General features: G+C 50.6%; 19 protein-coding genes. 2 read left to right on the top strand and 17 right to left on the bottom strand.

Translation table 11 applies throughout. The features are described 5' to 3' along the window. Positions 1-161: 161 nt before the first annotated feature. Positions 162-1,304 (top strand): glycosyl hydrolase family 8, encoded by a 1,143-nt coding sequence (locus NYE26_RS10260; protein ID WP_339257431.1) that lies wholly within the window; start codon positions 162-164, stop codon positions 1,302-1,304. Between the two features lie 194 nt (positions 1,305-1,498). On the opposite strand, the gene NYE26_RS10255 is transcribed toward NYE26_RS10260, so the two are convergent. The 6 genes from NYE26_RS10255 to NYE26_RS10230 form a co-directional block, all read right to left on the bottom strand. Further along, positions 1,499-1,846: a hypothetical protein gene (locus NYE26_RS10255; protein WP_339255530.1), complete on the bottom strand. Its 348-nt coding sequence runs from the start codon at positions 1,844-1,846 to the stop codon at positions 1,499-1,501. Between the two features lie 210 nt (positions 1,847-2,056). Beyond that, complete coding sequence (locus NYE26_RS10250; RefSeq protein WP_339255528.1) at positions 2,057-3,685, bottom strand: response regulator; 1,629 nt, start codon at positions 3,683-3,685, stop codon at positions 2,057-2,059. Then, complete coding sequence (locus NYE26_RS10245; RefSeq protein ID WP_339255526.1) at positions 3,663-5,459, bottom strand: histidine kinase; 1,797 nt, start codon at positions 5,457-5,459, stop codon at positions 3,663-3,665. The genes NYE26_RS10250 and NYE26_RS10245 overlap by 23 nt, the downstream gene beginning before the upstream one ends. A gap of 51 nt (positions 5,460-5,510) precedes the next feature. Next, positions 5,511-6,389 carry a carbohydrate ABC transporter permease gene (locus NYE26_RS10240; protein ID WP_076074807.1) on the bottom strand — a complete coding sequence of 293 codons (879 nt, stop codon included), beginning with the start codon at positions 6,387-6,389 and terminating at the stop codon, positions 5,511-5,513. A gap of 56 nt (positions 6,390-6,445) precedes the next feature. Then, positions 6,446-7,345 carry an ABC transporter permease subunit gene (locus NYE26_RS10235; protein ID WP_036724972.1) on the bottom strand — a complete coding sequence of 300 codons (900 nt, stop codon included), beginning with the start codon at positions 7,343-7,345 and terminating at the stop codon, positions 6,446-6,448. Between the two features lie 72 nt (positions 7,346-7,417). Beyond that, a complete protein-coding gene (locus NYE26_RS10230; protein WP_339255524.1) occupies positions 7,418-9,145 on the bottom strand; it encodes an extracellular solute-binding protein in 1,728 nt (575 codons plus the stop codon). Positions 9,146-9,315: 170 nt separating this feature from the next. Between NYE26_RS10230 and NYE26_RS10225 the strand changes: the two genes are divergently transcribed. Beyond that, positions 9,316-10,095: an AraC family transcriptional regulator gene (locus NYE26_RS10225; protein ID WP_076073573.1), complete on the top strand. Its 780-nt coding sequence runs from the start codon at positions 9,316-9,318 to the stop codon at positions 10,093-10,095. A gap of 70 nt (positions 10,096-10,165) precedes the next feature. Here NYE26_RS10225 and NYE26_RS10220 read toward each other — a convergent pair whose 3' ends face one another. The 11 genes from NYE26_RS10220 to NYE26_RS10170 all read right to left on the bottom strand — a co-directional run bounded on the left by NYE26_RS10220 (position 10,166) and on the right by NYE26_RS10170 (position 23,181). Then, positions 10,166-11,749, bottom strand: coding sequence for a response regulator (locus NYE26_RS10220; RefSeq protein ID WP_339255522.1), 1,584 nt, complete (start codon positions 11,747-11,749; stop codon positions 10,166-10,168). Beyond that, positions 11,750-13,501, bottom strand: coding sequence for a histidine kinase (locus NYE26_RS10215; protein WP_339255520.1), 1,752 nt, complete (start codon positions 13,499-13,501; stop codon positions 11,750-11,752). A gap of 27 nt (positions 13,502-13,528) precedes the next feature. Then, positions 13,529-15,205, bottom strand: a complete 1,677-nt coding sequence (locus tag NYE26_RS10210; RefSeq protein ID WP_339255518.1) for a permease — start codon at positions 15,203-15,205, stop codon at positions 13,529-13,531. Positions 15,206-15,331: 126 nt separating this feature from the next. Next, positions 15,332-16,219, bottom strand: a complete 888-nt coding sequence (locus NYE26_RS10205) for a carbohydrate ABC transporter permease (RefSeq protein WP_339255516.1) — start codon at positions 16,217-16,219, stop codon at positions 15,332-15,334. A gap of 27 nt (positions 16,220-16,246) precedes the next feature. Then, positions 16,247-17,176 carry an ABC transporter permease subunit gene (locus NYE26_RS10200; protein WP_076073563.1) on the bottom strand — a complete coding sequence of 310 codons (930 nt, stop codon included), beginning with the start codon at positions 17,174-17,176 and terminating at the stop codon, positions 16,247-16,249. A 94-nt stretch (positions 17,177-17,270) separates the two neighbouring features. Continuing rightward, the gene (locus tag NYE26_RS10195; protein WP_339255514.1) at positions 17,271-18,782 is read right to left on the bottom strand and encodes an ABC transporter substrate-binding protein; all 1,512 of its coding nucleotides are present in this window, start codon (positions 18,780-18,782) and stop codon (positions 17,271-17,273) included. A gap of 186 nt (positions 18,783-18,968) precedes the next feature. Beyond that, the gene (locus NYE26_RS10190) at positions 18,969-19,457 is read right to left on the bottom strand and encodes an LURP-one-related family protein (protein WP_209878066.1); all 489 of its coding nucleotides are present in this window, start codon (positions 19,455-19,457) and stop codon (positions 18,969-18,971) included. Between the two features lie 50 nt (positions 19,458-19,507). Beyond that, on the bottom strand, positions 19,508-20,218 hold the full coding sequence (locus NYE26_RS10185) for a 2Fe-2S iron-sulfur cluster-binding protein (RefSeq protein ID WP_339255512.1): 711 nt from the start codon (positions 20,216-20,218) through the stop codon (positions 19,508-19,510). 16 nt (positions 20,219-20,234) lie between these two features. Beyond that, entirely contained in the window at positions 20,235-21,890 is a 1,656-nt protein-coding gene (locus NYE26_RS10180; protein ID WP_339255510.1) for an FAD-dependent oxidoreductase, read from the bottom strand. 53 nt (positions 21,891-21,943) lie between these two features. Continuing rightward, entirely contained in the window at positions 21,944-22,480 is a 537-nt protein-coding gene (locus NYE26_RS10175; RefSeq protein ID WP_339255508.1) for a hypothetical protein, read from the bottom strand. Positions 22,481-22,509: 29 nt separating this feature from the next. Further along, positions 22,510-23,181: a 4'-phosphopantetheinyl transferase superfamily protein gene (locus NYE26_RS10170; protein ID WP_339255507.1), complete on the bottom strand. Its 672-nt coding sequence runs from the start codon at positions 23,179-23,181 to the stop codon at positions 22,510-22,512. Between the last annotated feature and the right edge of the window lie 3 nt (positions 23,182-23,184).

Here is a 23,184-nt window from a genome sequence, read left to right as displayed (position 1 = left end):
TGGCGTGAAGTCCATGACATATAGACACCTAAGCTTGATCTATCCTTAGATTATGGGCCGGAGCCGGAATCCTCTATAAAATATCTGGAAAACGCTTTAATCTCTATACTGCCGCTTATGATATACTTGGGCAAAATAAAATTCACCTGGAGGATGTTATGATGAATACTACAGAGGGCTCTTTTTACACAGGGAAGTACAGAAATCTGTTCCTTGAGAACGGACTGCGTCCGGAGGCAATTCAGCAGCGGCTGGAAGATACCTGGAACGAAATGTTCTACGGCGCCCCTGATGTCCGGCTCTATCATACTATGGATGAGGATAAGGGTTATATTGTAGATACAGGCAATACCGATGTGCGCACAGAAGGCATGTCCTACGGGATGATGATGGCGGTTCAGATGGATAAAAAGGAGGAGTTCGACCGGCTCTGGAATTTCGCCAAGGTATTCATGCAGCATACGGAAGGCCGTTACAAGGATTATTTCGCCTGGCACTGTAAACTGGACGGTACACGGCTGTCTCCCGGTCCCGCGCCGGATGGAGAGGAGTTCTTCGCGATGGCACTGTTCTTCGCTTCCCGCCGCTGGGGTGACGGAGCCGCGCCGTTCAATTATTCCGAGCAGGCCAGAATCATTCTCCGCGCTTGTGTGCACAAGGGAGAAGACGGGGAAGGCCATCCGATGTGGGACCCGGAGACCCGGCTGATCAAGTTCATCCCTGAGACTCCGTTCAGCGATCCCTCCTATCATTTGCCGCATTTCTATGATTTGTTTGCGCTGCAAGCGGATGAAGCAGACCGGGCGTTCTGGAAGGATGCCGCTGCTCAGAGTCGGGATTACCTGCATCTGGCCTGCCACCCGGTTACCGGGCTGTCGCCGGAATATGCCAACTATGACGGAACTCCGGCGGAACCTCAACCGCATGGCGACTTCCGCCACTTCTTCAGTGATGCTTACCGGGTCGCCGCCAACATTGGGCTGGATTATGAATGGTTCCGCTGCGATCCTTGGCAGGTAGAGCAGTCTAACCGCATTCAGGCTTTCTTCCGCGATATCGATCCGGCTGATTACCGGCGGTATACCATTGACGGTCAGCCGTTCGACGAGCCTTCGCTGCATCCGGTCGGCCTGCTATCCACTCTGGCCATGGCCTCGCTTGCCGCCGATGGCCCGGATGCCGGGCATTTCGTCAAGCTATTCTGGGACACCCCGCTGCGCACCGGAGAACGGCGGTATTACGACAACTGTCTATACTTCTTCACCATGCTGGCGCTGAGCGGGAATTATCGGATTTATAAGTAAAAGAAACTAGCTAGAGTTGGCCTCACTGTCCTCCATTGGCCTACTTCTGGCGGGGCAGATGGACTATGTAGAGTGAAATCAGGGGCACTTGTGCTCCTGATTTGTTCGTTTAGCCAACTTCTGCTCCTCGTTCACTCATTTAGCCAACTTCAACCAATATCAGGGGCACTTCTGCTCCTCATTCACTCATTTAGCTAACTTCTGCCGATATCAGGGGCACTTGCGGTGCTCCTCGTTACTCTAATACCATCACTGTCGCCTGCATCAATGGGATTTATCCCTTTCATTTCTCCATCTAGCCCACTTTCGGCTGCATTAATGGGATTTTTCCCTTTCATTCGCCCATCCAGCCAACTTTTGGCTGCATTAATGGGATTTTTCCCTTTCATTCGCCCATCCAGCCGACTTTTGACTGCATTAATAGGATTTATCCCTTTCTTTTGCCCATCCAGCCAACTTTTGGCTGCATTAATGGGATTTATCCCTTTCATTCGCCCGTCCAGCCGACTTTTGGCTGCATCAATGGGATTTATCCCTTTCATTTACTCTCCTCAACGAACAATCGCTCCCCCGGACAATGGAGGCAACGCCATCCATCCCGAAGGAGCGACTATATCTTCCTCTAATATTTCTCATCCAATGTATCTCATTCTTACGTCTCTCATCCTGTCGCTCTCACCCAATGGACCTTCCCCGTTATCTCTCCCCTGCTCCACCCTCGCCCGTGGCCGCCAGCCACGAGCGCAGGACATTTACCCGCCAACCACATCCATACGGTATTCCTGCGGCGTGGTTCCGGTCCACTTTTTGAATACCCGGGTGAAGGATTGCGGGGTGACGTAGCCGATTAGCGAGCCGACCTCCGACACTTTCAGCTCCCCTCTGCGCAGCAGATCTTTGGCCTGGCGGACGCGCAACTCCTCGATATACTCGGACAGATTGATCCCCCGTTCCTGCTTGAACAGGCGGGACAGATAGGAAGGATTGAAGTGGATCACATCGGCCAGACGGACCAGCGACAGGTCCTGGTCGAGATTCTCTTCTATATATATGCAGATCCGGTCGATAACACCCGCCGCCCGCTTCTGCTCGCCGCTCCTGCGGACAGAGAACAGATTCCCGGCGGTGTCCTCCAGATAACGGAAGGCTTCTCCCCATGTCCGGTGGACCTCCAGCTGCATCAGCCCGCTTGCCCCGATCTCCTGGTCCGCTTCCCATCTGTTCGTATACGACATGAGCATCAGAGCAATGGTGTAATACAGCTCAGTCAAATAAGGGTTGCCCCGCGTGCATTCCTGCCCAGCAGGTTCAGCCATCTCCCCGAACAGCCGGAGGAATTCCTCCTTACGGCCCGCCTCCAGATGCGCAGCCAGAGTCTCCACCTTGCCCTGCATGAACCGGTCACGCATGGTATCCGGCGCCGCCGCTTCATTCAGCTGCACCTTCTGCACCATCCGCTCTCCGTCGCCTGCCCGGTAATGCTGAACCTGCCTCGCTTTATCGTACACTACCTGAAGCCTGGACCAGGCAGACTCCTCCGCACTGAGAGTGATGGCCATCCCGACCTCCAGCGATTCCCTGCACGACTGCTGAATCAGCTCGAAGGTGCCTTCCAGAAATTTAATCATCTGCTCCAAATCCTCCGGCTGCGAAGCCTCTCGCGTCCCGCCCGGCTGAATCAGCCAGATCAGGTCACCGTACCGGTCGATAACCCCAAGGCTGACCGTCCGCTCCTTCAGCAGCTTCTCCGACAGGAACTTGACCGCAAGCGCTGTCTCCCGGCGGTCCATATACGTGCGCGAGGATTCAGGATCACTGATGCTGCCCAGAGCAATCAGCACCGGCCGCGAAGCATCCAGCGGAATGTTCAGACGGACGAAGTCCCCGGCCATATCCTGATCCGCCTTGACGCTGTGAATGAGATGGCGGAAATAATCGCCCTGTGCCAAGGTCTCCAGCGTGTTCAGCTGCTCCTTGGATTCACGGATCAGATCATTCACCTGCATGGTGTCGTTCAATTCCTGTAGCGCACGCATCACCGCTTCAATCAGCTTCGGATAACCTTCATTCTTGAGCACATACTGGACGCCCGGAGCCTGAATCGCCTGGTAGACATAATTGAAGTCGCTGTGTCCGGTCAGGAAGACGATTTTGCATTGCGGCCAGCTCCGGCGGATATGCTCCATCAGCTCCAGCCCGTCCATCTCGGGCATGCAGATATCAGACAGGACAATATCCACCCGGGTCCGGTGCAGCAGATTTAGCGCTTCACGGCCCGAGTAGGCCTTGTAGATGTCCAGCTCAAGCGCCATTTTGCCGAAAATCACCGCCAGTCCATCTGTGATAATCTCTTCATCATCAACGATAAGCATCCTGTACATCAGCATTCTCACCTCCAGCTCTAAGCAGGATGGTTACCCTTAGTCCGCCCAGCTCACTCCGGTCCGCCAGCAAGCCGCTCTCTTCCCCAAAGGTTATGCGGATGCGCCGGTGAATGTTCACAAGGCCGGTGGTCTCCGCCTGCTCCTGATAGACATTAAGGGACTCTTTCAGTTGCTCCAGCGTGTCATCGCTCAGCCGGTCCCCGTTATCCTCAACGATAATGCGGATATCCGGGCCTTCCTGCACGAAGCGGACAATGATCAGGCCCTCCATGGCTTTCTTTTCCAGGCTGTGCTTGAACGCGTTCTCAATAATCGGCTGCACAATCAGCCGTGGAACGGGCACCTTCTTCAGCTCCTCCGACAAGGCATCGAACCGGACCCCAATTCTGCGGGAGAAGCGCATGGCCTGAATCTCTGTATACATCCTTGCATGGTGAATCTCCTGCTCCAATGACACCAGATCGGAAGCGTTCCGGGTGACAAACTGGAAGTATTCCCCCAGCATCGTAGTAAGCTGTTCGATCCGCTCGGTATCGCCGGTCTTCGCCATTGTGTTCAGAATGAAGAAGCTGTTGTACAGAAAATGCGGGTTAATCTGTGATTGCAGCTGCTTCAGCTCTGCCCGCTGGGCCATAATCTTCTGCTTGTACACCTGGTCGATCAGGGAGTGCAGATTGCTCACCATCTGGTTGAAGCGGCTGTACAGATAACGGAATTCATCCTTCGACTCATGCTGGATATGAATGTCCAGATCACCCTGCTCCATTCTCCGGAAGCTCTTCACCAGCGTCAGCATCGGCTTATGAATGAACTTGTAGGTCGATAGTGCAAAAGCAATGATGATGGCAAGCGCAGACACGGCGAACACCCAGGCCCAGGTATAGAATTTGCTCAGCGGATTCTTGATAATAGCCTCCGGGATGATCCGGTAGATGGACAAGCCAAGCTCCTGTGAGCCGGTCTGGACGATATAATAAGGCGCACCTGCGATCCTCAGCCTCTCCCCGGAGGCCACCGCGCGGATATCCCGGGCATACTGGGACGGTTCCGCCTGCGACAGCTCGCCGGTCATGCTGTAGAGCGCGAATCTCGCACTATCGGAGAGCAGCAGCGTTCCACTGCCGGGATACGTATTGAATTGGCCCAGCGCCGCCCGCAGCTCCTGGGTGTCCAGCTCAATCTCGACCGTCAGCAGCGGCTCCGCCCCCTTGATGCCCCGCTGCTTCATCGCACTAAGGTACAGGCCGCCATCCCACTCAATCACCTGGGAACGGCGGTCCCCGAAGACCGAGCGGATCTCGCGGAAGCGCTTCAGTTCAATCTCACGCACGCCGCCAACCGATGAGATAGTGCGGCCTATAGTCATGATATGAACCCTGACGTCCTTGATATACGTGCTGCTGTTCTGCACGATGAACAGCCGCTTCATCAGCGAATTCAGATTCTCCGTGCGGTCAATGGTCGGCAGCGTCTCCCAGGTCAGAGCCAGCTTGTTCAGATCCTCATCCTCCAGCAGACTGTATTGCAGCAGCTTCATCCGCTCGATCTCATTCTCCATATCATTTAAGTAGAAGACGGTTTGCGCGCTGGCCGAGCTTCGGATATCGCTGCTGGCCGTTTGCACAATCCACTGATACAGATAAGCGGCGAAGACAAGAATAGGCAGCATAATGAGCAGAAAGGTCACAATCAGCCGCAGAAATATCGTATTGCGCAGTGAGTAATCCTTTTTGAACAACAGTCCCAGGCCCCCAGCAATCATTTTCACCATTATAGCCTGAATCCGGGGAGAGCCGCAGGCTTATGCATAACTTCCGGGAGGTTAACCTTTGACACTGCCGAGTACAATTCCCTTCACGAAATATTTCTGCAGGAACGGATAGGCCAGAATAATCGGCAGGGAGCCGAGGAAGATCTGGGAAGACTTCAGCGTCCGGTCCGAGATCAGCGCCAGATCAAGCATGGCATCACGCGACATATTCGACAGGTTCTGCTGGATCACTATCGTCTGTATATAGCTCTGCAGCGGATAGTTGGCCGGATTCCCCATGAGCAGCAGGCCGTCGAACCAGCTGTTCCAGTGCTCCACCATCGAGAACAAGGCCAGTGTAGCCAGCGCAGGCTTGGAGATCGGCACGAAGATGGACCAGACCGTCCGGAAGTGGCCGGCCCCGTCAATCAGCGCCGCCTCTTCCAGCTCCTTCGGAATCTCCCGGAAGAAGTTAAGCAGCAGCACCACACTGAACACAGGAACTGCGCCGGGCAGCACCAGCGCCCAGATGGAATCCAGCAGGCCGTACTCCTTGAGCGTGGTATACCAGGGGATCAGCCCGCCGTTGAACAGCATCGTGACGAAGAAGGCCCAGGCATAGACGCTGCGGAACCGCAGAGCGTGTGATTCCTTGGATAGCGGGTAGGCCACGAGGATCGTCAGCAACAAGTTCAGCGGTGTCCCAATCCCGATCCGGGTCAGCGATACAAGCATTGACTGCCAGAATTCTGTGCGGCTCATCGTATACATATACGAGGCGAAGGTGAAATCTACCGGCCAGAGCCTGACATACCCTGCGGAGGCGGCCGCGCTGGAGCTGAAGGACACCGCTATAATATGAATAAGCGGGAGGATACAGAGCAGTGAGACCAGAATCAGAACGGTTGCGTTCAATACCGCAATCCCGTCAAAGCGTTTTTTGGGGCGAATGGGAGTCCATTCCTCCGGTTTAGGCGTTAGCTGTTGCTCCAAGGGTACTCCCTCCTCTAAAAAATCCGGTATTTGGCGAAACGGTAAGCCAGGAAATACGAGCTGGAAATTAAGGTAAGCGATATGATCGATTTAAAGAAGCCGACGGCAGTCGCTACGCCGTATTGTGCGTCGAGCAGACCGATCCGGTAGACGAAGGTATCCAGGATATCCCCGCTCTCATAGACCTGTGGACTGTACAGATTGAAAACCTGATCAAAGCCCGCGTTCAGCAGTTGACCCAGACTGAGTACCGACAGCAGGACGATGACCATGCGTATGCCCGGAATGGTAATATGCCAGGTCTTGTGCCAGCGGTTCGCACCGTCAATGGTAGCTGCTTCATATAACCCGGGATCAATGCCCGTTATAGCCGCCAGATATACAATCGTGCCGTAACCGAAGTTCTTCCACACATCCGAAGCAATCAGCGTAAAGGGGAACCAGTCATTGTCGCCGAGGAAGAATATCTTGGAGACACCGAACCATCCGAGGAATTCATTCACAATCCCGCCCGATGGAGACAGAATATCAATCAAGATGCCGCCAAGCACGACCCAGGACAAGAAATACGGCAGATAGATCGCTGTCTGTACGGAACGCTTGATTACATTACTGGCCAGCTCGTTCAGCAGAATCGAGAATACCAGCGGAATAATCAGGCCCAGAATCAGCTTGAGACTCGAAATAAACAGCGTATTCCACAGCACCTGTGTGAAGCTTGGCAGGTTCATCACATATTCGAAGTTATCGAGGCCCACCCATTTTTGATCCCCGAACAAGCCCTTGGCAGGGATGAATTTCTGGAATGCAATCATGACACCGGCCATGGGGACGTAGGAGAACAGAATGATCATCACCAGTCCCGGCAAAAGCATCAAATGAAGCGGCAGTTCTTTTCGCAGTTTTGTTCTCATCGTTATCCTCCACATCTGCAGGCAAGAATGGAATGGAGGAAGAAAAGGTCGTTTTCTTCCTCCAGGGGCGCTTTATTTCTTAGTCGCTGCGTACCATTCGTTGACCTCTTGCGTAATTTGATCCCCGCCCAGCTTCTTCCAGTCCTTCACGAACTGGTCGAACTTATCGATAGGGTCACCCAGAATGATTTTGACAAACATTTCATTCTGCTGCTTCTCAAGCGTTGTCTTGCGCTCGACCATAGTCGGAGTCGGAGCGCCGACGAATTTCTCCTGCAGGAACTGGTCATTCTTGATATACTGGTCAGCTATGCCCATGGAGCCCTGCTCTCCATAGATCCGCTCCCAGCCCCACAGGGAGAAGCCCTCCGTTGAACCTGAAGCATAGGACTCTAGCTTCTCCTGGATCGTCTTGGCTTCACCCTTCAGTGTAGAGAAGTCACCGGCCTTGCGGGCAGCATCAATCTCACGGAACGCATCTACATTCTTCGTGACCGGATACGGCGTAACCGGAGACAGCTGCCAGACACTTTCCGCTTCCGGCGGTGCATAGTACTTATCGAATTCGGCCGTCTCGCCCCAGTTCTTCTCGACATGCAGGTTGAACAATTTGATCACCGCTTCCGGATGGGCAGCGCCCTTCTTGACTGCGAAGAAGCGGGTTGTGCTGAACTTCAGCGGCACCTTCGGCGTGTCGCCCGATTCCGAGACAATCGGGAAGGCCTGCCACTGCGCCTTGGGATCATTGTCACGGTTGAGCTGCAGCGGCCAGATGGAATTCCACTGCTCGCCGTATTCCATCCCGATCTTGCCGGCCGAGATCAGCTCGGAGACCTTGCCTCCATCCTTGACACCGAACTCCTGGTCAAGCTGGCCCTTCTTGGCCATATCCTGCAGCACCTGGAGCGCTTTCTTCACTTCCGGCTGAATGCTGCCGTAGACCAGCTTGCCGGTTCCATCATCCAGCCAGATGTTCGGATAGGCATTATACCCGGCCATGAAGCCTTCCAGTCCCATGGCCCCGCCCCACAGATCCTTGGTGATGCCAAGGCCATAGGTGTCCTTCTTGCCGTTACCGTCAGGGTCCTTATCAGCGAACGCTTCAGAGATCGCCAGGACATCCGCCATCGTCTTCGGCGGCTGCATACCGAGCTTCTCCAGCCAGTCTGTCCGAATCCAGATATACATCGAGCGTTCAATGGAGGATTCCAGGCTCGGGATAGCCATCAGCTTGCCGTCGAAGGTCGCGGCATCGAATACACTTGTGCCTTCTCCCGACAGCACCTTCTTGGTGAACGGGGAAGCATACTTTTCATATAACGCCGTCATATCCTCAAGCTGGTCCGAATCGGCCAACTGCTTGAGCTGGGTGGCGTTGACCGGCGTTACATCCGGCAGATCCCCGGAGGCCAGGGTGACATTGATTTTCTGCAAATATTGATCCGAGGTCTGGCTGCCCTTCACAATCCAGTTATATTTGATCTTGATGCCGAGCTGATCCTCATACAACTTGGTCCAGCGGTTGTTATCAATCGTCTCATCCTTCAATACGCCAAGCACGTTATTCTCTACCACATCGCTCAGATCTCTGACGAACGATAGCTCAATCGGAGGATCGTATTTGCCGAGCGGACTCTCATCAACAGCTGCGCTTGGCTTCGGATCATTACCGGCTGCCGCTTCCTTGCCGCCGTTACCGGATTCCAGCTTGCCCGAGCAAGCGGATAACAGCAGTGCAGACAACAACAGGATGGAAGTGCTCTTCAGTAGGCTCTGACCTTTTCTTGTACCTGTGTTCATAGTCAACCCCCAGTTCAATTATTGTGGTCTTTATTTGGTTACGCTTTCATTATGGGGGAGGCACCTATTTATTGACAACGCTCACATTTTTACTTCACTTATCCGGCATTGACAAAAACATAAAAAAAACCATGCTATAATTAAGCATGGTTGCCGGGAGGAGGATGGAAATGGCCCTTATTCACTATGTCGAGTGCAATACGATACACGGTTCTAATTTCGTTGTAGATGTTCCCGCTGGCGCGCACTGGCTCCTGGTCATTACCAAGACTCCGGCTCTATTCTGGGTGCATGGCGGACTCAAGCAATACCCTGCCCACAGCGTAGTTCTTTACCAGCCGCAGCAGAAAGTATATTATCAGGCCTGCGCCGGCCAATTCATCAATGACTGGATTCGTTTTGAATCCAATGAGCCTTATGTTACCGAATCTCCGCTTCCCTTAGGTATCCCCTTTGCGCTTAGCGACCCTGACTATTGCCAAAAGCTGCTTGAGCTGCTCGCCAGCGAGCATCATATGGGCGGGGACTGCAAAGCCTCCTCCATCGATCTGCTCCTGCGTGCACTGTTCAACAAGCTGTGGGAATCCTATTTTCAGGACAATATTACCCCGCAATATTACAAGCTGCTGAAGCTGCGCACGTCTATTCAGACCAATCCCGGGGAGTACTGGACCGTAGCCAGAATGGCCGGTGTGCTGGAGATCAGTTCAGGCTATCTTCAGAATATCTACAAAAAAACCTTCGGACTCTCCTGTATGGAAGATGTCATTAACAGCCGCATCCGCATGGCCAAGGAATACCTCATCCACAGCACAGAGAGCATCGCTGATATCGCAGCACGGTGCGGTTATCCGAATGTGGAGCATTTCTGCCGGCAATTCAAGCAGGTGACCGGGTATACACCGCGAAATTACCAGCGACAGGCCAAGGCCGGGGCTTCGCCGCCGTAACTCCAGAGCCTATCGGGACTTCCAGCCGTTGCCCCCGGTTTGATAACCAGTAAGGGCAACGTTCAGAATTTCAGTTCTGCCGGTCCTCCATGGGAATTACGCCGAAGAATGATTTATAGGCTTGCGTGAAATGCGAAAAATTGGCATAGCCTACTTTGGCCGCAACCATGCTGATGGGCAGGGCTGTGTTCCGTAGCAGCGTTCGCGCCGTGTTCATTTTCTCGGTGATGATGAAGCTCTTCAGGGAGACATTCATTACACTCTTAAACAGCCGCGAGACGTAATTGGGTGTCAGATGGACAGCATCGGCAATATCCGTCCTCCGGATATCAATCTCTATGTTGCTGCGGATATACTGGATGATCCTATCTACCAGCCGCTGCGCATCCTGCTTGGATACGGCCACACTCTGGAAATATTCCATCACATATTGAATCAGCTTCTCCATGTCCGCTACACTGGAATAGGAATGAAGCGACTTGTCCAGCCATTCGCTGCCTTCAAAGATATCATTGACGGAGATGTCCATATACCCTGTCATATGGGAGAGCAACTGCATGAAGTTCTGGTAGAAGCGCTTCAGGCGTTCCGCATTCAGAGCCCCTTCCTCCGACCTTTGTCTAAGAAAGGACAGCACGTGACTCAGGATCTGCTCAGGCGATCCCTTGCCGAGGAATTGATTCCACAGATGTATATCCTCAGCATGGCTTGCATTCTGCGGTAGCATCTGATCCTGATTCCATATGAATACGTCATCCAGGAACGTAACATTGTCTTCCTTCATTTTGTGGAGCTCAGCGAACCGCTTGCCCAGCATATCGATAGACAGGGAGGAGCCGGAATAACAGGCAATCCTGCATTTGAAATACTTTTGCATGAACCCTCTCAAGCTGTCCAGCTGCTGCTTAAGAATCCAGGTACTGACCAGTTCGTTCTCGCGGGAGAAAATGATACATAAGAAGCATTGCCCCTCCACGGGAATCAGCAGAATCTGCTGCCTGTAAGCGTCAAAGTGCTCCGTAATAATATTCGACAAGGCATAGGATAAGGTAGGGGTATCCCATACACTATAGGAATCACGGTCGCTGATCATATCGATTAACGTCAAGTACACCTTACTGCTCTCGTTAATCGGAATATTGAAGCTTCTCATATCTGCCAGGAAATGCTCCACATGGGTAGAATTCTCTGTGAACCATTCTTTCAGCAGAACCTGCAGAATACGCTCACTGTTATTGAACAGCAGCTTCCCGTAGGAGGAGTATTTCTCGGTCTCGCGTTTGCCCTTAATTTTGCGGACCGCCTGGATGATGGACTGCTCAATATCCTCATATTTGGCCGGCTGAAGAATGTAGTCATGCCCGCCCAGCTGAACCGCTTCCTTCGCATACTCGAAATCCGCATGAGAGGTCAGGAACAGGCAGATGAGCTCATATTGCTTCTCCTGCACCCATCTTAGGAGGTCAAGACCGCTTTCCCCGGGCATCTCAATATCGCTGAGCAGAATATCGACAATCTGGCTTTTAAGAATCTCCTTCGCTTCCAGGGCATTGAATGCCTTCAGCACCTGTTCCACCCCGATGGATTTCCAGTTAATCCCTGAATAGATACCCTCCACAATATTGATCTGATCATCCACAATCAGCACAATCATCTAGACCACCCCATTGTTCGTCTCAGGCTCCGCCTGGGATTCGGGCTCGGAATACGGAATGAATATATCCACACATGCGCCGTTGGAGTTGGAGAAAGACAGAATCGCCTTGCCCTTATATTGAATATAAAAGCGGCGCTTCACATTGCTGATTCCCACATGCTGCGAGTCTTCCCCGGTCTGCTCCGAATTCAGGCGGTTCAGCTCCTCCTCCGGGAAGCCCTTCCCGTTGTCCAGAATGGTGATGTTGACATAGTTCATTGCGTCATTCTTCAGCAGCCTGACCTTCACATGGATAATCAAGGACTTGTTCTGGTACATCCCGAATTTCATGGAATTCTCAACAAACGTCAGGATCGTGATCGGGGGGATGGGGAAATCCCGGAGCTCGTCCACCACATCCGCCGAGAAATAAATCGGTATGGACTGCGTCATCCGTTGCAGCTCCACATACGTCTCTGTATTACGCATTTCATCCGCCAGGGAGACAAAATAGGGAGATTCCTGAAACATATGCCGCAGATACCCTGACAGCAGAAGGATTATCTCCTGGATCTGCTTATAGTCTCCGTTCTCGGCCAGGGCATACAGGTTGTTCAGACAGTTCAGATAAAAATGCGGACGGATCTGGATTCTCAGGTACTGCATGGTGGCCAGCTGGGCTTCCAGCATCTGTTCATAGGTCTTGATGTTCAGCGACTTGATCTCCTGGAGCATCTCATTAAAGGTCTCGCTCATCTGCTCAAATTCCAGGATCGGCGACTGATTGCTCATGGTTACGTCAAAATTACCGTCTTTGATACTATTCATCGTGTGGACCATGCCCTTAAACGGAGAGAAAAAGGACCGGTTGAGCAGATAATAACCTAGAGGAACAAGGAGCAGACACAGGATCGAGGAGAACAGCAGCGATAACTGCTTGGAGTCCATATTGGCCCAGATGCTCCGCAGCGCCACCAGATACACCATCTTCACCCCGCTCACCCCGAAGTCGCTCTGAATGAACAGGTACTTCTTCTCTCCTACCTTCGTTGTATCATAAGGCTTGCCGCTGCTATTCGTTGTCAATACGTGCGCTGAAGGATCTAAATCGGGATCGGCCGTCAACAAACGCATGTCCCCGGAAGCAAACAGCAACGCATTGGCATTCGCCGAACCGTCGATATTCAGTAACTGGGCGGCTCTGTTCAGGTGGATGATGGACACGAAGTAAGCCTGCTTGTATTCAAATACCCGGACCAGATAGGATTCAGCATTTAGCTCGCGCACAAACCACCCGGCAGGCGTGAAATCCCCTTGCTGCATCATCCTCTGCACTTCTTCTGTCAGCTTCGGGCGGTTCATCGTTTCGGTTCTAAGTTGAAATTCGTTCCACATCAGTCCGTTAGGGGCAGAATATAGAAAAAAACCGGTAACGATATCATACATGGACATGACATTTTTGCTTTTCTCCAGGATCTCATTGGCGGACAGGAAGGCGTCTAATTTCCCCACTTTATAGCCCAGGACCTTGAAATTCGTATCGTTCGCTACCGTTGTTGACATGAAGGCATGGATATTGGACAGATTCTTCTCGAAGGACGAGGAGTAGACACGGAGCTTGCTCTTGTTCTCCTGCAATATATTGGCGTTCACCACCGTATTTGCCGTATACAGATTGTATAAAAGCAGGCAAATCAGAAAGGGAACGATCAGTAGCAGCAGGATCAGCAGGGTCTGTTTTTTATATGAAATTCGTGCTCTCGCTCTCATAAGCATCCGGCTCTCCTCGGGGGATATCTATACCAACTTGAACACTCTGTACAGGAGCGGCTGCACCTCAACCTCAAATACGGATTCATTCGGTCTCCCGTAAAAGACCGGCAGTACATTTCCGGTTCTTACATCCACCAATTTGCGTCCATTCCCGGATACGTGCACCTTAACCTTCTCCTCGCCGTCCGCAAAAGACTCCAAAATAAACGTATCATTATCATACAGGAAGACGGAAATCTTCCCTCTGCACTCTAGATAAATCTTCAAATCGCCCATCAAATGCTGGCGCATGATCGTCAGTACTTCTGCCGGATACTGATACAGCTCGACATAGTCATCCGGTACGGTCAGAACATAGACGGTTCCGTTGCCGTATTTATTTCTTAACAGCACGGGAGCCCAGTGGTTTTCTTTCTTAAGCGCGACCAGACAATCCCCGGCGTTGCTCATATACTCAATGACCGGCAACAGCACGCTGCTTCCGCTCCAGTAGGAGCCGCTGAAGGCTGAGCCTTCGGAGACAAATTCATTGGAGCAGGCTTTTCTGCCGGTATATCTTGCCGAGGTAAGCTCTGCGATACCCTTGCCCTGCATCTCCCGCAGGAACCCCGAGGTGATACAGACATCCGATCCGTTCAGCAGGTGATTACTCAGCTTATTCATGATGTCAGGATCTTGGGCGCCGCTTGCCGAGATGAAGACGAGGCCGGAGCTGTCCGGGAATTGGGGTGCAGGCTCCAGAGCGAATCCGGCCATGCCCAGATGATCGTACAGGTGATCCTCGCCCCGGGCATGAAACGGCTCATACGCCGATAAGCCCACAGGATTGCCGGCTGCACCCAGCACCTGATCCAGGCGGCCCAGCTCATGACCGAGTGCAGGAATCTGAACGGTGTCGATCAGCCAGCTGTAGCAGAACAAGGTCAGCTCTCTCCCCTTGGCGAACAGCGTGAGATAGGCTTGTTCGAGGAAATAGGAGATATGCGGCGTGCTTCCCAGCGAATCGATCCACCCTCCTGCATTATGCCCGGGCTTCAGCTTCTCCAGCCAGCGCATGAGCGAATAGCTGCCATATCGCGGAAGGCTCTGCGCGGAATGGTTGGAATCCCTCGTCTCCGTGCCGGTATAGATCTCATCGAATATCCCGGCCTGTGTCTCGGGGTTATACCCCGTCTCCTGATAGGCTTCATACCAGTCCGGGAATTTGATGATCATGTTCACCTTGGGATTGACCGCTTTGGCGGCGCGCATAACTACATTCTCCGATACATCCGTCATCAATTGCAAGCGGAAATCCGCCCAGCTCCGCTCCCCCTTGGCCTTGATACAGGACGGACAGGTGCAGTTCGTGAAGAAGAAATCATCAATAATTACCTCATCGAACACGCTCGCCGAGAATCTGACCATGTCCTCCAGCTTAAGCAGCTCTTCCTCATTGGTGTAGCACAGCGTTGTGCAAGACCGCTTATAGCCTTCTTCAACCGGCTCGGCCTGGCTTCCAAAAATCGTGCCCCCGCTGCCGAAAACCCCGGTTTCATTGCGTAGCGGCTTGCTCAGTGTCGTCTTCATCAGCGTGGTTGTAATCGCGCCGGAGACCGCAATTCCTTTGGCAAGGAAGAACTGCTTCATCGCTTCAAGCTGCTCTCTGGACATGTCCATATCGTCCCTGTGGGTCTCCAGATAGACCTTGGAGCAGTTCAAATGCTTCTCAAAAAAATCAAAACCGCGTCTTAGGCTCTCTACAGAATCAAAATTGGAAATACATCTCGTCGTAAAATATAAGGCTACCTTAAAATTTGAATAGTCCGGCATTGAAATTCTTCCCCCTTATCCTTTAACTGCACCGACAACGATCCCTTTGACAAAATACCTCTGGAAAAACGGATAGACCACCAGTACAGGAAGCAGGCCTATTACGGCAATGGCCATTTTGATTGCAGTTGTCGGAAAGTTCATCGCCATGTTAACCTGCAGCTTATTGCCGAGTCCGCTCATCATGAAGAGTGTGTCCAATAGCATTTTATTGAGCAGAACCTGTAAGCTGTACAAGCTTGTGTCGCTGATATAATAAAGTCCGTTCAGCCAGTCATTCCAGTACCCGAGTCCGATAAACAGGACCAGTGTTGTAATAATCGGCAGGGACATGGGCAGTACAATTCTCCACAGAATCCGGATCTCCCCGGCTCCGTCAATCTTGGCCGCTTCCGTCACGGCATCCGGAATGTTCGTCGTGAAATAGCTGCGCATCATAATGACGTTGAACGCGTTCATCAGCAAATTGGGAAAGATCAGCGCATACATGGTATTTTTCACATGGAAGACCTGTGTCCACATAATATAGCTCGGAATTAATCCGCCGGAGAACAGCAGGGTGAAGAAAATGAAAAAGGAAAATAGATTCTTCCCCGGAAGATCCCTGCGCGACAGAGGATAAGCGAACATGGTGGTAATGAGCAGACTTAGCGCTGTCCCGGCTACCGTGACGATAATGGAGATCATATACGCCCGGGCCACATCGCTGGAATTAGTGAATATATACTTATATGCGGTGAAATCAAGATGGCTGGTGAAGAATGAATACCCGTCCTGAATCAGGCTGGTCTCATTGGTAATGGACGATACGATCAGCAGCAGGAAGGGAATGATACATAATATTGATATTGCAGCCAGGCATAAGTGTACAAACACCCGGAAGCCCTTGTTGGTTTGAACCATCTGCATTCCCTGCTTTCTATGAATGTTCTAGAATAATGCACTGTCGGGATCTCTTTTTTTGACAATATAATTAGCCAGCAGAATCAGGACAAATCCGACCATAGACTGGTACGCACCGGCAGCCGAGGACATTCCGATATTCTGGGTCTGCATAAGTCCGCGGTAGACATAAGTATCAATGGTATTGGTTACATTCATCAGCGCCCCGCTGTTCATGGGCACTTGATAGAAGAGCCCGAAGTCCGAGTAAAAGATCCGCCCAATCGCCATCAGCGTGAGAATGATGATTGTCGGTTTCAGCGTGGGCAGGGTGATATGGCGGATGCTCTTCCACTTGCCTGCACCATCGATTGCCGCTGACTCATAGAAGCCGCTGTCGATCCCGACCAAGGTGGCATAATAGATAATCGTATTGAAGCCGAAATACTTCCAGACATTCACTATTACCAGAATATATGGCCAATACTCGGGTCTGGTATACCATGAGACAGCATCTATCCCAAGCGGCTTCAGGAGTGAATTGTTGATAAATCCGGTTTCGGCACTTAAGAAGCCATAGACCAGATAACCCACAATAACGATCGAGATCAGATAAGGCAGCAGAATGGTGGTCTGGTATATATTTTTGGCGACCTTTGACGTCACCTCATTCAACAGAATCGCTACCCCTACGGACATCAGAGTTCCAATGACAATGAATAACAGATTATAACCGAGCGTATTGCGTGTAATCAGCCAGGCATCCTGGGTCTTAAATAAGAACTCGAAATTCTTAAGCCCGATGAAATCGCTGCCCCAGATCCCCTTCTGGTAATTAAACTGCTTGAAGGCAACAATGATTCCGCTCATGGGAATATAGTTGTTGATGATGATATAAATCGTGCCGGGAAGCAACAGCAGATACAGGGGCAGATACTGTTTAAATTTCCAGCGGCTCATTTTTTTCACGCGACTCATTGGCTTCCTCCCCTCTCCCTGCCCCGGCGGCCGGAACCCGCTCTTGCTGTCCTGACCGCCGGACCGGGGGAGCGTTCTTATGGCTAACTAGCTGTTATTTCTTCTGGGCGAGCCAGGCATCAAGCTGGGCCTGCTTCTCCGCGATAATCGTGTCGATGCCGGCGCTCTTCAGCTCCTTCTCGAAACGGGGGAGCACTTCGTCAGGGTTCAAATCTCCGCAATCCAGTGCATTAACAAACTTCGAGAGCACATTATTCACTGCAGCAATCTCCGGCAGTACCTTCGTGTTGTTCCAGACAAACCCTTTGGCCACGGACTTGATGGCTTCTTCGTTGAACTTCAGTGTATCCTCCCACACGGTAGGGGAATCGGATGCCCACACATGAGAGATCAGCTCATTCGGCCAAGCCCACGGATCAACGTTGTAGGTCTTGTTACCGGCATCCATGCCCTCTGGGTAATCGATAAGCCCTTTGGATTCGTCTTTTACTACATAATTCTTGCCTTCCACGCCATAGATCAGGATATTTGCCAGTTCAGGGTTAGTGTACATTTCATTCAACACCTGCACCGCTCTTTCCGGCTTCTCGCTGTTATGGGGAACATACCACAGGTTGTTAATATTATTGGTTGTAGAGTACGGGGAGACCAGTTCAATGACCGTCATTGGCTTGCCCGTGCTTCTCTCAATCTCGGACTCTACACCAGGCTTGGTGTTGGTGATGGATGAGAAGGCCTTCCCGGCCTTAATCAGACTAACCGCGCTCTCCGAGTTGGTTGAACCATTGGGAAGCAGCAGCCCTTCCTGCTGCCATTGATAACGCCGCGCTACAATCTCCTTGTAGGTATCAGAGGTATACCAGTTCACCACTGTCGTGCTGTCTTTGGTGGAATCCTCCAGTACCCCGGGGTCTCCTCCCAAATCATCCTTGTAGGAAATATAATATCCCATCGTTCCGGCATCCGAGACGAGCGGGTACATGTTTGGGTATTTCTGCTTGGCCGCCTTGAGGAGCTCCTCATAATCCTCTTCAGTCTTAATCGAAGCAGGATCGGTGCCCAGCGCCTCCAGATACTCTGTCGGGATGGTATAGCCATAACCGGAGGCCAGCTCCTTATTATTGCGGACCGCATAGATCTGCCCGTCCACGGAAGTCGAATCCCAATCGGACTGCGGTATTTGCTCCAGCATATCCTTGCCGTATTCCTTGAGCAGATCATTCAGCGCTACCACCTGGCCGCTGTTGGAGGCGTTCGGAACGGTCAGCCCCAGGCTTGGCATCAGGTCAAATTTCTCCCCGGAGGACAGCATCAGATTTCTTTGTTGATTAAAGGAACTGAAGCCGTACCGGACCAGCTCAATAGTGGTGTTAAACTTCGCTTCTGTAATTTTGCTTGCTTCTGCGGCAACCGCCTTCACCGCTTCATCATCCGCATCGTCCACCATAATTATTTTGACTACATAAGGCTCCTGGGAGGATTCCGATGCCGCAGGGGCAGCAGGTGATGCTTCCGGGCTTGCCGCTTCTTTACTGCAGCCGCTCATTAGGGCAGACAGTACAACTACCGAGCTTGCCAGTAACATTGTCTTTTTTTTGATCTTCATGGTTCTTGCCCCCTCTTGATTATTACTACAAATTTATTGTATCCGCTTTCATTGCGGTAAGATATCAGTTTTGATGCTTCTCATTATCAATTTTGTTTCATGATTTTATACCAAATACAAAGCAGCGATTCTCCAATAACGGGAGAACCGCTGCTTTTTTTGTCTTTTATGTTGTTGGAAGAATAGTTACTGATTAGAAGACGAGGCTTCATCACTCTTCACACAATCAATGGCGACTACTATCGCGATGATGATCGCCTCCAGCTCCTCATTCCATACTTGCACGCTGTAGCTGTCGCCCCAGGTGAACCACTTCTTGCTCACTTCCCCGACGACCGCCCCGCGCTGCAAGACCTGGAAATCCATATCCCACCAGTTCCCGTGCACCTCAATATCCGCCGAATCTATCGAATAACGCGCCTTGAAGAACGACAGCTCCTTCTTAATGGTGAGCACCTCACGGCCATCCGCTTCCACGAAGAACTTGGGCAGGAAGCTGAACACCTTCTTCGTAATCTGTGCTACTTCCCTTCCGCCTGCATTCATAATCGAGAACGTCTTCGGAATCCGCATGAAGCTGCCCTCCACGTAATACACATCCTGCTCCCGCTCATCCTTCACCGTGAACTTCTCGCCTATGCTGAATACCTTTTGCTTGATGTAGAGTTGTTTCATGGTGTGTCCTCCGCTATCGTAGTTTGGTAATTATATCAATCAGTTTCATTTTATCCATGTTTCCCAAACATGTTCCACATTCCCCAGACCGATACTCTATTCATTTTGGAGATCGCCTCCACAATCGGAATGTCCATGGGGCAAACTTCCTGGCAGGCAAGAGATTTGGAACAGCCATCATATACTCTTTGGGTATATTGTTTTTTATAGGCTTTGTCCTCACTTAATAAGGTCAGATTAGTCATCGACATCGCGGAGGACATTCCAGTAAATAACTCACCCAGGCTGTAATTGGGGCAGACCTCCAGACAACTGCCGCACATCAGGCATTGGGACACTTCATATTGCAGCGTTAAATTGGCGGTTCTAACCTTTGCCGGTTCTTCCAGCCATAGCTTCATGTCCTTCATCACTTCGAACATTTGACTCCGGTCCACTGCCAAATCGCTTATGACCGGGAATTTACTTAGGGGATGAATCGTAATTTCATTGTTCTCTTGTACCAGATCATCGCAAAATAATTGGCAGGACAGTACCGGCTTCTCATTAACCACCATAGCACACGCTCCGCACAGCCCCTGTTCACAGCTGCAGTCAAAGCGGATTGGCCGTTCTCCCTCGTCCTTTTCCAGCATTTCACTATTCAAATTATTAATTAGAGTCCCTATGGATACATGTAATTCACCCGAGTATTCAAAGCTCTGCCAGTAGGCTTCCTTCGCCCCATTTTCCTGCCGCTTGATATTAATCCTGATACTCATAGTACTGCCTCTTTTCTTAATTAAACTCAATGCAGATACTATTATTCAGAAATACTGCATTCGTAGATTTCTTGAATTGTGTATCATTTTTTTCACTATAATCGATTCTCTGATGTGCCCCCCGGCTCTCTTTTCTGGCCAATGCCGACTCGACCATTCCCCTTGCCAATAAAATATTGGCTGATAATGTTTTGTATTCATAAAAATGATGATGATACCAGGACTCTGCGGTGTCGTTGTTCATTGCCTCCAGCCTTTTTTTGGCTTCCAGCAGCTGTCTCTCTTTTCTATATATACCCATGGCGCCATACATAAGCTCTGATAATTCTTGTTTAATCTGAAAATAGCCTTTTATAGAAGTATTCGCCCTCTTTTCCCAATGCTGCAGCTCCTGATTTGCTGTCTCCAGCTGCTGTTCACCTATTTTTTCTGCGGCAGCTTTATCCATTGGGCCGACCAATAGAGAGCTTTCAGCTGCAACCCATCCTCCACAAATCGCGCCTAATAACGAATTTCCGCCCAGTCTGTTGGCTCCGTGATATTGAGCGGAGCATTCTCCTGCGGCAAAAAGTCTCGCTAGATTCGTGGTGTGATCCTTATCCGTCTTGATTCCCCCCATAAAGTAATGAATCCCTGGAGCCACTGGAATGGGTTCCTTATACGGGTTAACCTTTAAGAATTTCGAACAGATGCTGACAACTTCGTCTAACTGTACATCAATAATTTCCGGGGACAGATGAGAGACATCCAAATAAACCTCCTGGCTCCCGTTAATGCCCAGCTTCATCTCATTGCACACTTTATAGATACTCTGGCTCACCACATCACGCGGCATTAATGCCCCATATCCCGGAAACCACTCCTCCATGAAGTACCAGGGCTGCCCCTCTCTGATGACGTACAATCTTCCTCCGACGCCACGTGCAGCCTCCGTAATCAGCATACGTTTGGAAGGAGTATGTACTGTCGTAGGATGATATTGAATCATCTCCAGATTCGAAAATTCGACCCCTTGTTCAAGCAGCATTCCCGCAGCATAGCCATCATTTAATCTGGAGCCGGTAGTTTTTCCGAAAACACCATTCGGCCCTCCGACGGCCATAATCACAGCATCAGCAACCAGGTTTTGCAGTTCGTTCGTGTTTTCGTGCAACAGAACAGCACCCGCACATTCCTGCCCCTCTATTAATAGGGAGTGGAATCTCCAACCCGTCAGCCGCTTGATTTGGCCAGCAGCTTCATATTTCCGGCATTTAGCTATGATAGCTGTGGCAATTTGTTTACCGGTACGCGCACCGGCGTAAGCAGTACGTTTCTTTTTTTGTCCGCCGAAATTCCGTAGATCCACTCTGCCCTTCTCATCCCGGGTGAAATTCACACCGATTTCTTCAAGCCAGCGGATGATCTCCGGAGCCCTCTGTACCAGATTAGCCACGGCTTCAGGGTCATTAAGATCACTGCCTCCCCGCATAGTATCCGCAAAATGCTCATCTACCGAATCATTTTCTTGCTTGGTATTCAAGGCAGCATTAATTCCGCCCATGGCCATTACAGACTGTGCTCTCTCTGAATACGCCGGTGACACCAAGGTAACAGCTGCTCCTTCTTCCACAAGCTTCAGCGCTGCCGTCATTCCGGCCAGGCCACTGCCCATTACTAGTATATTCTTCATCCGAATGCTGACACTCCTCTCTCTCCCTCAGACAACAAGATTCACCCGGCTGTCTATGCTGCCCAGAACATAATTTGGGAACCCATATACATCACCAGCACCAAGGCTAAGAAGACATAGGTCCCTCTGATGAAGAGCGGGTAATGCTCCCGTTTTTTAATGACTCCCATGGATATAAAGAGCTTGGGCACGCTGATGGCCATATGCAGACCTACAGTTAAGAGAAACAAAAACTCTGCTGAAACATAAATAATATTAAACACAGTCCCGTCTATCCTTTTACTTAATTCAATCACCAGGATATGCACCAATAAAAATATCCCTGTGAAAATACCTGTTGCGGACTGGATTACAGTGCCCATATTGAGCTGCGGATATTGCTTGGCTTGTTTATCCCTTTGGCGATTTTTCACCATCAGGAAGATAGCGGAAAGCATATGGACGGACATGACAATGGACAGAATGCCGCCGATGGTCATATGAATATATCCATACGGCATGATTCCTGCGTAATAGATGCAGGCCACTATAAGATGTATCAAAAAAAACAAAGTGCTTAATGCTCCGGAAATCGCAACTATTTTCTTCATGCCAGGGACTCCTTACCAGATTTTATCCATTAACTTTCACTCTTAATATAGGCTACAAGGTCATGAAGTGATATTTTTTCCATATGGATATGATCAGGTGTGCTTACGCAAACGGCAAGCCTGTAATTATCCTGTAGCAAGTAACGGTGAAAATAAACTGTATGGTCTTCTTGGGAGCAGAGCTGTACGGATTCTCCATTAATCATGAAATAAAATGAGTTCAGTGGCTTATTCAGCCCGACTCCCAAAAACTTAATATAACTTTCTTTTAACGTCCAGAAATCATACAGCGAATGAGCCTGCTCTCTTATTTCCCGAGAAATGATATCCTCATATTCTTTGACATGGAAGAAGCGTTTAGCAATATCCAGGTCAATGTCCCGAATTTCTTCAATATCTATTCCAATATCCTCAGTATCCAATCCGCAGACTACATACTTTCCAGAATGAGATATATTGTAAAATATCTCATTCTGATCCTTTACATAAGGTTTTCCGTATGAATTTTTGTCAAATTCAATGTCTTTCATCGTTACTCCAGTTTTCTTTGTGATCATGAATCTGGCCAGCACTTCCCCGTACAATGTTCTTTTCCGATCTGCCTCAAATTTGAATTTGTGTATGGCTTCCCTTTTGTCTGAAGTACATGTGCCCAGTAACGTCTGATAATCTTCAGCACTTATGGGGTCTTCGATATTCATATA

This window comes from Paenibacillus sp. FSL P2-0136 (assembly GCF_037975325.1).
In the GTDB taxonomy this organism is placed as follows: Bacteria; Bacillota; Bacilli; order Paenibacillales; family Paenibacillaceae; genus Paenibacillus_AQ; species Paenibacillus_AQ silagei.
This window is presented reverse-complemented; position numbering and strand designations above follow the sequence as displayed.

Excerpts from the sequence above, each read along its gene's own strand:
- NYE26_RS10185 (WP_339255512.1), bottom strand. The coding sequence starts at position 20,218 with ATGAGTATCAGGATTAATATCAAGCGGCAGGAAAATGGGGCGAAGGAA.
- NYE26_RS10260 (WP_339257431.1), top strand. The coding sequence starts at position 162 with ATGAATACTACAGAGGGCTCTTTTTACACAGGGAAGTACAGAAATCTG.
- NYE26_RS10230 (WP_339255524.1), bottom strand. The coding sequence starts at position 9,145 with ATGAACACAGGTACAAGAAAAGGTCAGAGCCTACTGAAGAGCACTTCC.
- NYE26_RS10235 (WP_036724972.1), bottom strand. The coding sequence starts at position 7,345 with ATGAGAACAAAACTGCGAAAAGAACTGCCGCTTCATTTGATGCTTTTG.
- NYE26_RS10180 (WP_339255510.1), bottom strand. The coding sequence starts at position 21,890 with ATGAAGAATATACTAGTAATGGGCAGTGGCCTGGCCGGAATGACGGCA.
- NYE26_RS10215 (WP_339255520.1), bottom strand. The coding sequence starts at position 13,501 with ATGAGAGCGAGAGCACGAATTTCATATAAAAAACAGACCCTGCTGATC.
- NYE26_RS10245 (WP_339255526.1), bottom strand. The coding sequence starts at position 5,459 with ATGGTGAAAATGATTGCTGGGGGCCTGGGACTGTTGTTCAAAAAGGAT.
- NYE26_RS10195 (WP_339255514.1), bottom strand. The coding sequence starts at position 18,782 with ATGAAGATCAAAAAAAAGACAATGTTACTGGCAAGCTCGGTAGTTGTA.
- NYE26_RS10205 (WP_339255516.1), bottom strand. The coding sequence starts at position 16,219 with ATGGTTCAAACCAACAAGGGCTTCCGGGTGTTTGTACACTTATGCCTG.
- NYE26_RS10190 (WP_209878066.1), bottom strand. The coding sequence starts at position 19,457 with ATGAAACAACTCTACATCAAGCAAAAGGTATTCAGCATAGGCGAGAAG.
- NYE26_RS10200 (WP_076073563.1), bottom strand. The coding sequence starts at position 17,176 with ATGAGTCGCGTGAAAAAAATGAGCCGCTGGAAATTTAAACAGTATCTG.
- NYE26_RS10255 (WP_339255530.1), bottom strand. The coding sequence starts at position 1,846 with ATGAAAGGGATAAATCCCATTGATGCAGCCAAAAGTCGGCTGGACGGG.
- NYE26_RS10250 (WP_339255528.1), bottom strand. The coding sequence starts at position 3,685 with ATGTACAGGATGCTTATCGTTGATGATGAAGAGATTATCACAGATGGA.
- NYE26_RS10220 (WP_339255522.1), bottom strand. The coding sequence starts at position 11,749 with ATGATTGTGCTGATTGTGGATGATCAGATCAATATTGTGGAGGGTATC.
- NYE26_RS10175 (WP_339255508.1), bottom strand. The coding sequence starts at position 22,480 with ATGAAGAAAATAGTTGCGATTTCCGGAGCATTAAGCACTTTGTTTTTT.
- NYE26_RS10170 (WP_339255507.1), bottom strand. The coding sequence starts at position 23,181 with ATGAATATCGAAGACCCCATAAGTGCTGAAGATTATCAGACGTTACTG.
- NYE26_RS10225 (WP_076073573.1), top strand. The coding sequence starts at position 9,316 with ATGGCCCTTATTCACTATGTCGAGTGCAATACGATACACGGTTCTAAT.